Here is a 14,116-nt window from a genome sequence, read left to right as displayed (position 1 = left end):
AATGGAACCATTATTCGTTAAGCTGAAAGAATAGTTTACTTTGTGTAAATTTCATTAATGAAAAGGGGATTGATGATATGTGTACAAGTCTTACATTGAAAACGACAGACGGTAATCACCTATTGGCGCGAACGATGGATTTTGCATTTCAGCTCGGTACGGACGTCGTGCTTTACCCTCGTCAGTACAGCTGGAAAAGCGAAGCTGACGGCAGGATGCATAAGACGAAATACGCATTTATCGGCATGGGGAGAAATCTCGGCAATGTTCTGTTTGCCGACGGCGTAAATGAAAAAGGGCTGTCGTGTGCGACGCTGTATTTTCCGGGCTTTGCGGGATACGAGAAAGCGGAACGGGAGGGCACCTGTCACATCGCTCCTCATGAGTTTGTCACCTGGGCCTTATCAAACTGTGACTCTCTTGAAGACATAAAGGAAAAGCTCTCAATGCTGACGATTGTAGAGAAGAAGTTAATGTTATTGGATACGGTGCTGCCTCTTCATTGGATTTTATCAGACCGCACGGGCAGCTGCATTGTCATCGAGCCGACACCGGAGGGAATGAAAGTATATGACAACAAACCCGGAGTGATGACCAACAGTCCGGAATTTCCTTGGCATGTGACCAATCTGCGCCATTATATCGGAATCAGGCCGCAGCAGTCAGAAAGCAAAACATTGGGCGGAATGACATTAACCGCTTTCGGCCAAGGATCTGGAACGATCGGGCTTCCCGGTGATTACACGCCGCCATCCCGGTTCATCAGAGCCGCTTATCTGAAAGAGCATTTAGAGCCTTCCGCCCATGAAACGGATGGCGTTACGGCCGCTTTTCACGTGCTGTCCAATGTGAATATTCCAAAAGGCGCGGTGATCACAGAGGAGAATGAAATTGATTATACGCAGTATACGTCGGTCATGTGCTGTGACACCGGAAACTACTACTTTCATCTGTACGACAACCGGCAGATTCACAAAGTAAGTTTATTCCATGAAGATCTTGAACGTCCGGAGCCGAAAGTATTTGCGGCCGCGGCGGAGCAGAATATACAGGAGTTGAATTAGCTCAAAAAAAAACAGGACGCGATTGTCCTGTTTTTTTAGTTAATACGGATCAGACGGATGGCTTTCCTGTTCAGCCTGTTTTGCGGCTTGTGCCGTATCAGTAGTGCCGATCGGCCCGCCGCTGTTGCTTTCGGAGGCTTTTTTCAGCCCTTCCGCAACACGTTTTCCGTAGTCCGGATCTGCTTTTGTGAAATTCTCAATCATTTGATCCTGAATGTCTTTCCGGCAGGAAGAAAGCGTATTGACCAGGTTTGTGATCAATTCGTTCCGTTCAAATTCCGAAAATCTGCGGTATGTTTCTCCGGCCTGGCCGAAGTTATTCGGCCGGTCGATCGCTTCCCGCTTCACATCGCCTTCGACATGAGGTGTATGGTCTTTCCCATCCTGCTTAGCTTCGGTGAGTCCTCCCATAATGGACGGCTCATAGTTGACGTGCGGGTTTTGTCCTTCTGCCCGATCGACACGATACTGCATTTGCCCGCCTTCCTGGTTGGTGGCGACATGCTTTTTCGGCGAGTTGATCGGAAGCTGCAGGTAATTTGCGCCGACGCGGTACCGCTGGGTATCTGAATAGGCGAATGTCCGCCCCTGAAGTAATTTGTCATCTGAAAAATCAAGGCCGTCCACAAGCACGCCCGTTCCGAATGATGCTTGTTCCACCTCGGCATGGTAGTTTTCCGGGTTTTTGTTCAGAACCAATTTACCGATCGGCTTCCAAGGGAAATCGTCTTTATACCACAGCTTGGTCGGATCAAGCGGATCAAAATCCAGCTCGGGGTGCTCGTCATCAGTCATGATTTGCGCATACACTTCCCATTCAGGATAATCGCCTTTTTCAATCGCTTCATACAAATCCTGTGTCGCATGGTTAAAGTTTTTCCCCTGAATCTCTTCCGCTTCCTTCTGTGTCAGGTTGCGGATGCCTTGTTTCGGTTCAAAGTGATATTTGACGAGCACGGCTTTTCCTTCTTCATTGACCCATTTGTAGGCATGGACGCCTGAGCCCTGCATCTGCCGGTAGTTGGCCGGGATGCCCCACGGCGAAAACAAGAAAGTGATCATATGAGTCGCTTCCGGTGATTGGGAAATGAAGTCGAAAATACGCTCGCCGTCCTGAATGTTCGTAACGGGATCAGGCTGAAATGCGTGCACAAGATCCGGGAACTTCAGCGGATCACGGATAAAAAAGATTTTCAGGTTGTTGCCGACCAGATCCCAGTTGCCGTCTTCGGTATAAAGCTTAACGGCAAAACCCCGGGGATCACGCAATGTTTCCGGGGAATGCTTCCCGTGGTTGACGGTAGAAAACCGCACAAACGCCGGAGTTTTCGTTCCTTTCTTTTGAAACACTTTCGCTCTTGTATATTTAGAAATCTCCTCGTCTCCAAAACTTCCGTACGCCTCAAAGTATCCGTGTGCGCCGGCGCCGCGCGCGTGAACGACGCGCTCGGGAATCCGTTCGCGGTCAAAGTGGCTGATTTTCTCCAAAAAATCATAATTCTCCAATGTCGTCGGTCCTCTATTGCCGACTGTCCTGACATTCTGGTTGTCAGTGACCGGATGGCCCTGCCGGTTTGTCAGCGTGTCTTCTGACTCGCCTTTACCGGTCGTCTTACTGGAAAGCGTTTCTTCGCTGTTTTTGTTATTTTCCATTGTTGAACCCTCCTTTTTGAACGGTAACAATATGCCCAGCAGAGCCGTTTTTTAAAACCGATTTTCAAAAGAAGCGGTTATTCCGCGATCGGCGTCAAGGACCCGCCGTTCCATATTTCGCCCTTGTTCAGCGTCCAGCTGTTTTGATAAAGGCTTTGCGCGCCTTGATTGGCCGCCGGACTTAATTGTTCATCCCATGTCAAAAAGTACGTGGTCTGAGGGTATTTTTGCCTGATCGCATTAATAAAAGCAGCATAATCAAAGCTTCCGATATTGCCGGACGGACCGGTTTCGGCAAAGGCAAACGGTTTTTTCAGAGACAGCATTTCATCATAGCCTGATATCGCATACGGATCAGTGAAGTAAGCGTCCAGACCGGTAATATCCACATAAGATGAGCCTGGGTAGAAGTCTGTTTTAAAGTCTCTGTTGGCATCCGGCGAATACACCCACAAAAGGTTATCCAATCCTCTTGTCTCTGTCATATAGCGGTATATCTTCTTGTAAAGCTCTTTGTACAGCGAGATTCTCTCATTGTCTTTTTGGTTGTAGCCTGTCAGCCCCCACCAGAACCACTCGCCGTTCATTTCATGCAGCGGTCTGAACAGAACGGTGACGCCTTGATTTTTCAGCTGAGTAAGGCCGTCGGCAATTTTGCTGAGCAGCGCCTCAAGCCGTTTTCCTTCCACAGTTGAAGGGTCAAGGATGTTTTTGTACTGGCTGTTTGAGATGGCCGTTTTATAGTTTCCGGATGGAAAGGCCGGATTTGCGAGATGCAGGCTGACCTGAGGGAGGCCGCCGCTTTTCCAGTATGAGATTAAGCTGCTGTTGCAGCTGTAATCGATAGTATCGGTGATATCCGCTGTTTCCAGCCACCCTCTCCCATAGTCACAGCCGTAGATGGCGGGAGACTGTCCCGTCGCGTTTTTCAAGCGGTTTTCCTCTGTCATTGAAAAAGTGACATCGCTGTAGCCGCCGAACGCTCCGGACATGACCCTGTTTTCTGAACGGTTGGGCAGGTGCGCCAGCCAGTTCATGATATCTTTTGTCGTCTGCTGGGCATTTGGGTTGACGGGATAAACGGTGTGAGCCGATATCGGACTGGCGGCTCCTAAGAGTAATAAAACGATAGACAGGCAGACTGCTAACTTTTTAAGCATATAAAAGACCTCCTGATTTTTAAGATGATGAAGGGTGTGAAACGATAACCTCACAATCTCCTTCTATAACAAAATCTCCGGAATCCGCCGGCACGATAAAGTGATCGCCTTTGTGAATGGGGCATCCATCCAGTTCTCCGCGTCCTTTAATCACGCTTGCGAGTAAATACCGGCCGGGTGCGGGGAATGATGCTTTCCCGCTCACATCCCATTGATAAACTGAAAAGAAAGGTGTTTCGGCGAGTATCGTAATAAGAGCATCTCCGATCCGATGCTTTGTGCTTTTTACATTTTCATCGGTATGGGGAATGTCTGTTACGTCAATTGCTTTCTCAAGATGAAGCTCGCGTTTATTCCCGTTCCCATCCGTCCGGTCATAGTCGTAAAGCCGGTAGGTGGCATCAGAGCTTTGCTGGATTTCAAGAACGAGCGTACCTTCACATAAAGCGTGCAGTGTGCCGCTCGGGACATAGAAAAAGTCGCCGGGCTTAATGGGGATGCGGCGGAGCAGGTGATCCCACTCGTTTCGTTCAATGAGCCGAACGAAATCTTCTTTTGTTTGGGCGCGGTGCCCTAAAATGAGCTCCGCGTCTTTTTTGCAGTCCAACACGTACCAGCATTCCGATTTTCCGAGTTCTCCGTTTTCATGCCGATGTGCATATGCGTCATCCGGATGAACCTGCACGGATAAGTCCATATTTGCGTCAAGAATTTTTGTGAGCAGGGGAAAAGCGTCTTCTTTCGGATGTCCGAACAGGTCAGGGTGTTCATTCCAGAGCCGGTGTAATGATGTTCCGGAAAAAGGCCCGTTCCGCACGATGGATGTACCGTGCGGATGAGCTGAAATCGCCCAGCACTCTCCCGTCCGCTCAGAAGGAATCTCATACCCGAATGTATCGCGCAGCTTCGTCCCGCCCCATAATCTTTCTTTAAAAACCGGTTCCAAAAATAAGAGTTTCGTCATTTTCCCGCCTCCCGGTTTGCCGTCTCTAATGCGCGCTCCGCCAATACGAGCGAACCGGCCGCGCCGGAGTGAATCCCTAATTGAGGGGGAACGATGAAGTGTTCAATGTCGGGCAGGTCAATATATTGATTCAGCCGCTTTTTCACGTGCTGACGGATATAAGAGAACAGCTGATGCTGCTTCATGACGCCCCCGCCGAGAATGATCTTTTCAGGCGAAAGTATGAGAATATACTGCACAAGCGCTTCGGCAATATAATAGCCCTCAAGCTCCCACACTTCCTGCTGATCCGCCAGCAGATATGCTTTTTTCCCCCAGCGTTTCTCAATGGCGGGACCTGCCGCGAGGCCTTCCAGGCAATCTGTATGGTAAGGGCAATTGCCTTTGTAGCCGTCGTCAGGGTGTCTTCTGACATAAATGTGGCCCATTTCAGGATGAGACAGCCCTTGAACAAATCTGCCGTTCATGATGGCGCCCGCTCCGATGCCAGTGCCGACCGTCAAATAGAGGCAGCTGTCCGCGTTTTTGGCCGCGCCGAAAGAAGCTTCTCCGAGCGCCGCCGCATTAACGTCGGTGGTGAAGCCTGCGGGAATATGCAGTGCGTTTTTGATTGTTTGAAGAATAGGGCAGTTCCGCCAGGCTGTCTTCGGCGTCGCGGTGATGCACCCGTATGTTTGACTGTCGGGGCGGATGTCAATCGGTCCGAACGACCCGATGCCGATGGCTTCTATCGGGAAATCTTTAAAGTAACGGATGACCTGTCTGAGTGTGTCATCCGGTTCTCCCGTCGGAAACTCCGCTCTGTCCAGAATGGTGCCGTCTTTTTGTCCGGCGGCACAGACAAATTTCGTGCCGCCGGCTTCAATACCTCCAAGCATGGCCGTACCTCCTCATCTGTTAAAATCCGTTTTGATCGGAAACGGCTTTGAACCAGCGGCCGCTTTTTTTGACGGTCCGTTCGCCCCCGTTTTCCAGATTGACAGATACAAAGCCATAGCGGTTTTTATAAGCATTTGTCCAAGACCAGTTGTCCATGAAAGTCCAAAGATGATAGCCTTTAACATTTGAACCTTCTCCGATGGCCCGATGCACCCATTTGAGATGTTCCTGGATAAATTCAATCCTGTAATCATCCTGAATGATGCCGTTTTCATCGCGGAAGCGTTCCTCGCCTTCAACTCCCATGCCGTTCTCGGAAATAAAACATTCGATATTTCCGTAATGTTCTCTGAGATTGGTGAGAATGTCATAGATTCCTTTTTCGTAAATTTCCCACCCGCGGTGAGGGTTCATTTTCCGTCCGGGCATGACGTACGGATCGAAGAAACGCTCAGGCAGGAAAGGGGCATGCGGATTCGGAACATGTTCTTTTGCCTTGACGCGTCTCGGCTGGTAGTAGTTCACGCCTAACAGGTCAACCGTATGCTCCTGAATGAGGCGGAGATCTTCTTTCTCATAACGCGGCAGAAAGCCTTCCGCCTTGAGAATCTCGACAAGCTCCTCAGGAAATTCGCCCTTTACGGCGGGATCTAAAAATGAGCGGTTGAAAAAGGCGTCGGCAATCCGGGATGCTTTCAGATCTTCAGGGTGTGAGCTTCTCGGATAAGAAGGCGTCAGATTCAGAATGATTCCGATTTGTCCGTCCTGTTTCAATTCTCTGTAGGCTTTGACAGCCCTTGCATTCGACAGCAGGGTATGGAAGCCGGCCTGCACCGCTTCTTGAAAATTAACGTGATTCGGATAGTGAAAGTCGTATAAGTAGCCGCCTTCAATCGGCACAATCGGCTCGTTGTGAGTGAACCATTTTTTCACTTTGTCACCGAATAGCGAAAAGCAGGTTTTGGCGTAATGTTCAAACGCGTCAACGGTGTCCCGGCTGACCCAGCCTCCCTTACGCTGAAGGGCGAGCGGCATGTCAAAGTGAAACAAATTGACAAACGGCTCAATGCGATGGGCAAGCATTTCATCGATGACGTCCTGATAAAACGCGACCGCTTTCTGATTGACCTCGTCAGTTCCGTCCGGAATCAATCTTGACCAGGAAATAGACAGCCGGAAGGAGTTGTGGCCGATTTCTTTCATCAGCCGGATATCCTCCTTGTATTGATCATAAAAACGTGACGTGTCGCCGGGGCCGACGCCGTTAAAAAAACGGCTCGGCTCTTTTTCATACCAGTAATCCCATATGTTTTGGCTTTTTCCGTCTCTGTCGGCGGCGCCTTCTGTTTGGGTGGCGGAGGCGGAAGACCCCCACCAGAATCCTTCCGGAAAACGATATTGAATATTTGATTCAGTCAATTGATTTCTCTCCCTTACTGCGATTTTGATTACATACTCATGCTGTCATCCCGTGCATGCTGCTCGGCCTCGGCTTCTTTTTCCTTTGCCATATTTAATTTGTCCAGCGCTTTAAGAAACGGGAACCAGATGACAAAGACAATACAGAGGTTGACCAGCTGCATAATGCCGCCCATGACGGAATTGGTCGCCATAATCCCGTTAATGAAAAGGGGGACGGTCCAGGGCACGGTCACGCCGGTAGGAGGGGGCACGATCCCCGCCGACATGGCCAGATAGGTGACGAGCGTGACAACCATCGGCGCGATTACCCACGGAATGATAATGATCGGGTTCATCACGATCGGCAAACCGAAAATAACCGGCTCATTGACGTTGAAAATACCTGGCGCGAGACCGAGTTTGGATATCTGTTTCATCTGTTTGCTTTTCATAAAAAGCAAGATGGTGATCACTATGGCCAATGTCATTCCGGTTCCGCCCATTCCGACGGTGTAAATCTCCATAAACGGCTTAGAAATAATATGGGGAATCTCTTTTCCCGCTGTATACGCAGCCAAATTTTCGACCTGTAATGTATTCCAGATCGGGTCCATCACGGAATTGATAATGATCTGTCCGTGAAGTCCGAAAAACCATAAAATCTGAATAAAGAAAACAGCGATTAATGTAGGAATGATGCCGCTTCCAAGTCCGACAAGCGGGGCTTGAACCGTATGATAAATGACATCATGCAGATTGGTGTGAAAGATCTGGGTGACAGCCGCATTGATCAAGAGGAAGACGGTAAGCGTGATAAAAGCCGGTATCAATGCGGCGAACGATTTAGCAACAGCCGGAGGAACACCGGCAGGCATCTTAATCGTTAAGTTTCTCTGGACGATTCTTCTGTAGATTTCACCTGACAAAAAAGCGGTTATCATGCCTAGAAACATCCCTTTTGCTCCAAGCCGGTCAACCGGAATGACGCCTGCGACCGCTTTGCCCGTTTCCGGCTCTAAGACGAAAGGGGTGAGCAGCAGAAAAGAAACCAATGCGATCGCTCCGCCGAATACGGCCTCCACTTCGTAGCTTTTGGAAAGGTAATAGCCGATCCCGAAGACGACAAAAATGGACATAATCCCCATCGTAGCCGTCGAAGCGCCGCCAAATCCGGATTGAAAGACAGACAGGGCGGAGCTGCTCATGATTTTGTTTAAAAACGGCAGGTTCGTCAGCACGACGAACACCGAACCGAAAATGGTCAGCGGAAACGCCAGCATAAAAGCATCCCGTAAAACTTGCAAATAGCGGTTATTGTTTAATTTGCCCGCGATCGGAACAAGGAATTGGCTGATTTTCTCAAACACGTCTTCACCCCCGGCTTTTTATAAATTTTTTGATTGAAATAAGTCGAGCATTTCTTTGACGAGCTCTTTCATTGAAAGCGCTGACATTAAGTGATCTTCAGCATGCATAAAAAGCAGAGAGACATCCGTTTTGGCGCCGCCGGCTTCTTTTTGAATCATCTGAAAATGGATGTCGTGCGCTTTTCCCAGTTCTTCTTCAGCCTTTGTCAGAAAGGTGTCTGACTCATCTGGCCGGCCGTCTTTATAAGCGCGTATCGATTGAATAATACAGCTGCGGGCATTGCCGCTGTGAAGAATCAGCTGAAAACTGATCTGTTCATCCGTGTACGTTTCCATGCTTATCGCCTCCTTTATTTGTTCTCTATCAAGGCAACGGCCTGTTCGTATGCTTTTTTGCCGTCTCCCATGCCGTATGCCATCATATCAATCACATCAACGGTGATGTGAAGCGGGTCCGCCTCTTTTTGAAGCTCGCCTTTTAAAAAACTCATCTGCGGGCCGATCAGTACGACGTCTGCGTCTTTCATCGCTTCTTTTGCTTTATCCTGTCCGACTGCCCAAATCTCGGCCTCCTCACCGATGGAGCTGGCGTAATTCTGCATTTTCGTGACAAGAAGGCTGGTGGACATGCCTGAGCTGCAGGCTAATAAAATTCTTTTCATGAGGAATCCCTTCTTTCATAAAGTTAAAACGTTTTCATGAATATTATAATCTTTTGAAATTAAATGTCTATACTTTTAAAATATAAAAGTTTAACTTTTCGGATTTTTGACACAAAAAAACCTTTTAAGATTCAACTTAAAAGGTTTTTTTCTCAAGCGAGCCATAACAGCCATATATAAAGTCCGATCAGGGTGATGAATAACGTCGGAATGGTTAATATCAGACCTGTTTTGAAATACATTCCCCAGGAAATTTTCACGTTTTTCCGGCTCAGCACGTGGAGCCATAACAATGTCGCCAGCGACCCGATCGGCGTGATTTTCGGCCCGAGGTCAGAACCGATAACATTCGCGTAAATCAATGCTTCTCTCATCAGCCCGTGAGTGTCCGTTCCGCTGATGGCTATGGCGTCAATCATCACCGTCGGCAGGTTATTCATAACGGAGGAGAGGATCGCAGCGATAAAACCCATTCCGAGTGTGCCCGCAAACAATCCGTGATCCGCCGCTTTCTGAATAAGCTGAGAAAGAAGATCCGTCAGTCCGGCATTCCGCAAGCCGTACACGACAACATACATGCCGACAGAAAAAAACACGATGGCCCACGGGGCGTCCTTGATGACTTGTTTCGCAGGGACGGCGGGGCTTCGCTGCGCCAGAATGAGAAAAATGACCGCGATGGAGCCGGCAACGAAGGAAACGGGTATCGACAGCAGCGCGCTGACGAAATACCCGATCAATAAAACGGCCAGGACAGCCCATGATAACCGGAAAAGGCGCTCATCCTTAATGGCGGATGCAGGATGTTTCACAAGGCTGGTGTCAAACCGTTTCGGAATGTTTTTTCTGAAATAGAGATACAGCACCAAAATGCTTGCCGCCAAAGAAAAGAGGTTGGGCACCAGCATGCGTGATGCATATTCAATGTATCCGATATGAAAGTAATCGGCGGATACGATATTGACCAAATTGCTTACAACGAGCGGCAGCGAGGTGGTGTCGGCGATGAATCCTCCCGCGATAATAAACGGAAAAACCAGCTTTTCAGGTAAATTCAAAGCCCGCACCATCGCCAGTACGATCGGCGTCAAAATGAGCGCCGCTCCGTCATTGGCAAACAGGGCGGAGACCACAGCCCCTAAGACCGACACATAGAGAAACATCCGCAGCCCGCTGCCTTTGGCCGCCATGGCCATATGCAGCGCGGCCCACTCAAAAAAACCGATACTGTCAAGAATTAATGAAATGATAATAATGGCGATAAAGGCGAGTGTCGCATTCCAGACGATCCCCGTCACTTCCGCGATATCGTGCAGGCTGACTGCTCCGGCGATCAAAGCGAGGACCGCTCCGCCGCAGGCAGACCAGCCGATTGATATATGTTTCGGCTGCCATATGACAAACACAAGTGTCAGCACAAAAATCAGCGCTGATAAAACCGCAACTCCCAAGAATATATCCCCCTTACCGGCATGTAACAGTGACTTCTTTTTGCCGCAATGTCTGTAAAACTTCGTCCTTTTCATCTATCTGCTGCAGAATCGAGCAAACCAGCGCGTATTCCGGTCCGGACGGATGAATGGCATAGTACCGCCATTGGCCCTCGCGTCTTTCCCGCACAAGGCCGGCGTTCTTTAATTTCCGCAAGTGCTGGCTGATGCCGGGCTGACTTATATGAAAAATAGCCGTCAGCTCGCAGACACAATATTCCTTATCCTCCAGAAGCTTCAGCATCAAAAGCCTCGTCGGGTCGCTTAGAAGTTTGAGGCACTGGCTGATCCCTTCGGAACTTAAAGCATTATGCCGCCGTTCCATGCGCTCACTCCTTTTTTAAACTATTATATAAGCGAATGTTTATATAAGTAAACGGTAATATAAAAAAGCCGGTCTTGCACTTTTTGCAAAACCGGCTCATGTTTATTTTTGGAACAGTTTTTTCGCTTCATCCATTGCTAATTTATTTCCCAGTGCCGAATAATCAAGCCAAGGCTGATCGGCAATTTTATAGACATGGTTTGCTTTCACGGCCTTCAGCCCTTTCCACACAGCGCTTTTTTGCAATTCTTTATAGGCTTGCTGTGACTTGTCGTCTCTGTTAACGACCACGAAAATCGCATCCGCGTTGTAATCAGGCAGCACTTCTTGAGAAATGACTTCATAAGGGCGGGAGGTGTTCATTTCTTTAATGCCGTCAGCCGGTTTCAGCTTCAGATCGTCAAACAGAATCGGTCCCATCGGGCGGCGTGTGCTGAAGACGCGAAGCTCTTTTGCGTTCACGCGGATCGCCATGACTTTGGCGTTTTTCCCTAATTCCTTATTCATCATGGATCTGACTTGTTTTGTTTCATCTTCATAATCTTGAATAAATGTTTTCGCTTCTTTTTCACGGTTGACGATTTTTCCGATGTCTTTTAAATGATCGCGCCATGTGCCTTTATCAAGGTCGAAAACGTGTGTGTTTCCGATTTTCTTGTATTTTGACACATCTTTTCCCGCAAATTCTTTATCAAGATAAATGTTGTCTGGATTCAGCTCAAGTAAAGCTTCCATATCCGGGTCTGAGGCAGGTCCGAGTTTTTTCGTGTCTTTCAGCTGATTTTTCACATGAGGGAGAAAATCTTTTAATTCTCCGCCCACGACGGAACCGGCAGGTGTAACGCCGAGAGCCAGCAGATCATTTGTCAGGTGAATGGACATCGAAGCGATTTTATGATCGCCGGATTTCTTTTTTGACTCCGGCTGTGATGAATCGGATTGGCAGGCAGCCAGTAAGAAAATACACATGAAACTGATGAGCGCAATTGTTTTTTTCATGGGAATACTCCTTGTTTTATGATTTGATTTTCATGACGAGATAGAGAAAATACGGCGCGCCGATGGCTGCCGCAACCACGCCGGCCGGAATGGCGTTCGGCTGAAACAAAGACCGGCCGATGGTGTCTGCCGCGACAAGAATGACAAGGCCGATTAATCCCGCAATCGGAATAATATGCTGATGCATGGTGCCGACGAGCCGTCTTGCCAAGTGAGGGGCGGCAAAGCCGATAAAGCCGATTCCGCCGGCCATCGCGACGCTCGCGCAGGACAAGCCGACCGCTATGGCGATCAGCATGATCCTTTTTCTCTGCACGTGTGCGCCGAGCCCCGCGGCTGCCTGGTCACCGAGCATTAAAATATTCAAAGAACGGGCGTTAAGCCATGCAAGCGGTGCGAGAATGCCGATCCAGGGCAATAGCGACCACACGTGAATCCAATCTCTGCCCCAGACGTTTCCCACCAGCCAGCGGGAAGCGAATGTATAAGTTTCTTCATTCAGGCGCAGCGACATAAACAATGTAACGGCGCTGAAGCCCGCGGAAACGGCGATCCCGACCAACAGCATGCGGATCGTTAAAAAACCGTTCAGCCTGTCGTACGTAAGCACTACGATCAGCAGGGCGGCGAGTGTTCCGCCCGCAAACGTAAACAGCGGGATGAACATCGACGCCTGCGCCTCCAGGGAATGAAAGAATGTGATATACATCATCAAACCGAAGGAAGCGCCGGCATGCAGTCCGAGAATGCCCGGATCGGCAAGCGGATTTCGGGATACACCCTGCAAAACAGCGCCCGACACGCCTAAGCCGATACCGGCCAGCATCGTCACCAGTATCCGGGGGAGCCGGTAATCGAATAAAACGGTTGTGCTTTGAAACGTGCCGTAACCGAACAGCGTTTTTCCCACGGTGAGGGGAGAAAGCCGGAATGAGCCCGTATGCAGCCCGATCAGAATAATGCAAACGGCGATGACCAGCAGAACGAGACCTGCCGCCGCCGCTTTTTTTGTTTCTTTCTGCACTTTCATTTATAAGTCTCTCCCTTCCTTGCGGGCAATATAAAGAAAGAAAGGGACACCGACAAGTGCGACCATGATGCCTATCGCCAATTCTCTCGGGGGACTGACCGTGCGTGAGGCCAAGTCGGCCAAAATCAAAAGAATCGCGCCGAGCAACGCGGACATCGGAATAATCAGCCTGTACGTAACGCCGACGATCTTGCGGGCGATATGAGGAATGACCAGCCCGACAAAGCCGATCGCGCCGGCAGCGGAAACAGACACACCGGCAAGAACGACGGCGATCATTAATCCCGCGGCACGCGTCAGAGCCGTGTTCACCCCTAAATTCGCCGCCACGTCATTTCCCATTGAGAGAAGGGTGACGGACCGGCCCATGAATGTCGCGAGAATGATGAAGACCGCAATCACGGGAACAAGGACTTGTAAATGAGCCCACTTGATCCCCGACACCCCGCCGGCGTACCAGAAGGCCAAATCCTGGCTTAAATCGTAATAAATCGCCACACCGGTACTGAGTGAATGTAAAAGCGCGGCCACGACCGCCCCGGCAAGCGTCACCTTTAAAGGTGTCATGCTGCCTTTTCCCGCCGCACTGATAAAGAAAATCAAGCCGGTGCTTGCCAGTGCTCCCAAAAATGACATCACCATCAGCAGGGCGTATGACAAATGAGGGAAAAAAGCAAAGCTGAGCGCAACAACAAACATGGCGCCCGCATTTACGCCTAAGACACCCGAATCGGCAAGCGGGTTTCTCGTGACACCCTGCATGAGGGCGCCGGCTGCGGCAAAAGCGGCTCCTGTAACGGCCGCGCCGAGCACCCTCGGAAGACGCAATTCATGAATGATCTGCTGGCCCGTCATGTTCGGATTGTAATCAGCAACAGCCGACCAAACCGTATGTAAAGTAATGTCTTTCGCGCCGAATGAGACGGCGAAAAAAATAGAAACAAGCAGCCCGATCACCGCGATCAGGAAGAAAACCCCGTTTTTTAAGATGCTGATCAGACGGCTTGCGGACGTGACAGAATCGCTCAAAAATCAATTCACCTACTTTTATGATCATTGTCCGGTATTTATTGAATATGAGAATCATTTTCATTTGAACCATCATATTATACCGGGCCGATT

Annotated in this window: 14 protein-coding genes; 1 reads left to right on the top strand and 13 read right to left on the bottom strand. The window is 49.4% G+C overall.

Annotation, left to right across the window (positions count from 1 at the left end):
• Nucleotides 1-77 precede the first annotated feature (77 nt).
• On the top strand, nucleotides 78-1,064 hold the full coding sequence (locus OWN49_RS08930; protein WP_146283940.1) for a choloylglycine hydrolase family protein: 987 nt from the start codon (nucleotides 78-80) through the stop codon (nucleotides 1,062-1,064).
• A gap of 39 nt (nucleotides 1,065-1,103) precedes the next feature.
• Here OWN49_RS08930 and katX read toward each other — a convergent pair whose 3' ends face one another.
• The 13 genes from katX to OWN49_RS08865 all read right to left on the bottom strand — a co-directional run bounded on the left by katX (nucleotide 1,104) and on the right by OWN49_RS08865 (nucleotide 13,993).
• Nucleotides 1,104-2,717: a catalase KatX gene (gene katX / locus OWN49_RS08925; RefSeq protein WP_048367812.1), complete on the bottom strand. Its 1,614-nt coding sequence runs from the start codon at nucleotides 2,715-2,717 to the stop codon at nucleotides 1,104-1,106.
• 77 nt (nucleotides 2,718-2,794) lie between these two features.
• On the bottom strand, nucleotides 2,795-3,877 hold the full coding sequence (locus tag OWN49_RS08920; protein ID WP_070082572.1) for a glycosyl hydrolase: 1,083 nt from the start codon (nucleotides 3,875-3,877) through the stop codon (nucleotides 2,795-2,797).
• Nucleotides 3,878-3,896: 19 nt separating this feature from the next.
• Complete coding sequence (manA, locus tag OWN49_RS08915; RefSeq protein ID WP_176283602.1) at nucleotides 3,897-4,841, bottom strand: mannose-6-phosphate isomerase, class I; 945 nt, start codon at nucleotides 4,839-4,841, stop codon at nucleotides 3,897-3,899.
• The gene (locus OWN49_RS08910) at nucleotides 4,838-5,719 is read right to left on the bottom strand and encodes an ROK family protein (RefSeq protein ID WP_070082570.1); all 882 of its coding nucleotides are present in this window, start codon (nucleotides 5,717-5,719) and stop codon (nucleotides 4,838-4,840) included. The genes manA and OWN49_RS08910 overlap by 4 nt, the downstream gene beginning before the upstream one ends.
• 19 nt (nucleotides 5,720-5,738) lie before the next feature.
• Complete coding sequence (locus tag OWN49_RS08905; RefSeq protein ID WP_070082569.1) at nucleotides 5,739-7,139, bottom strand: glycoside hydrolase family 1 protein; 1,401 nt, start codon at nucleotides 7,137-7,139, stop codon at nucleotides 5,739-5,741.
• A 29-nt stretch (nucleotides 7,140-7,168) separates the two neighbouring features.
• A complete protein-coding gene (celB, locus tag OWN49_RS08900) occupies nucleotides 7,169-8,488 on the bottom strand; it encodes a PTS cellobiose transporter subunit IIC (protein WP_176283601.1) in 1,320 nt (439 codons plus the stop codon).
• 18 nt (nucleotides 8,489-8,506) lie between these two features.
• Nucleotides 8,507-8,824: a PTS lactose/cellobiose transporter subunit IIA gene (locus OWN49_RS08895; protein WP_003150849.1), complete on the bottom strand. Its 318-nt coding sequence runs from the start codon at nucleotides 8,822-8,824 to the stop codon at nucleotides 8,507-8,509.
• Nucleotides 8,825-8,838: 14 nt separating this feature from the next.
• The gene (locus OWN49_RS08890) at nucleotides 8,839-9,150 is read right to left on the bottom strand and encodes a PTS sugar transporter subunit IIB (RefSeq protein ID WP_003150851.1); all 312 of its coding nucleotides are present in this window, start codon (nucleotides 9,148-9,150) and stop codon (nucleotides 8,839-8,841) included.
• 152 nt (nucleotides 9,151-9,302) lie between these two features.
• A complete protein-coding gene (locus OWN49_RS08885; protein WP_070082567.1) occupies nucleotides 9,303-10,601 on the bottom strand; it encodes an arsenic transporter in 1,299 nt (432 codons plus the stop codon).
• 13 nt (nucleotides 10,602-10,614) lie between these two features.
• Nucleotides 10,615-10,965, bottom strand: a complete 351-nt coding sequence (locus tag OWN49_RS08880; protein WP_014306081.1) for an ArsR/SmtB family transcription factor — start codon at nucleotides 10,963-10,965, stop codon at nucleotides 10,615-10,617.
• Nucleotides 10,966-11,067: 102 nt separating this feature from the next.
• Nucleotides 11,068-11,964: an ABC transporter substrate-binding protein gene (locus OWN49_RS08875; RefSeq protein ID WP_032868637.1), complete on the bottom strand. Its 897-nt coding sequence runs from the start codon at nucleotides 11,962-11,964 to the stop codon at nucleotides 11,068-11,070.
• A gap of 16 nt (nucleotides 11,965-11,980) precedes the next feature.
• Entirely contained in the window at nucleotides 11,981-12,994 is a 1,014-nt protein-coding gene (locus tag OWN49_RS08870; protein ID WP_025853649.1) for a FecCD family ABC transporter permease, read from the bottom strand.
• Entirely contained in the window at nucleotides 12,995-13,993 is a 999-nt protein-coding gene (locus tag OWN49_RS08865; RefSeq protein ID WP_224443738.1) for a FecCD family ABC transporter permease, read from the bottom strand.
• Nucleotides 13,994-14,116: the final 123 nt, after the last annotated feature.

This window comes from Bacillus sp. NEAU-242-2, assembly GCF_027853835.1.
Taxonomy (GTDB): domain Bacteria; phylum Bacillota; class Bacilli; order Bacillales; family Bacillaceae; genus Bacillus; species Bacillus velezensis.
Note: the sequence above shows the minus strand (reverse complement) of the source record. Positions and strands in the feature narration are given on the sequence as shown.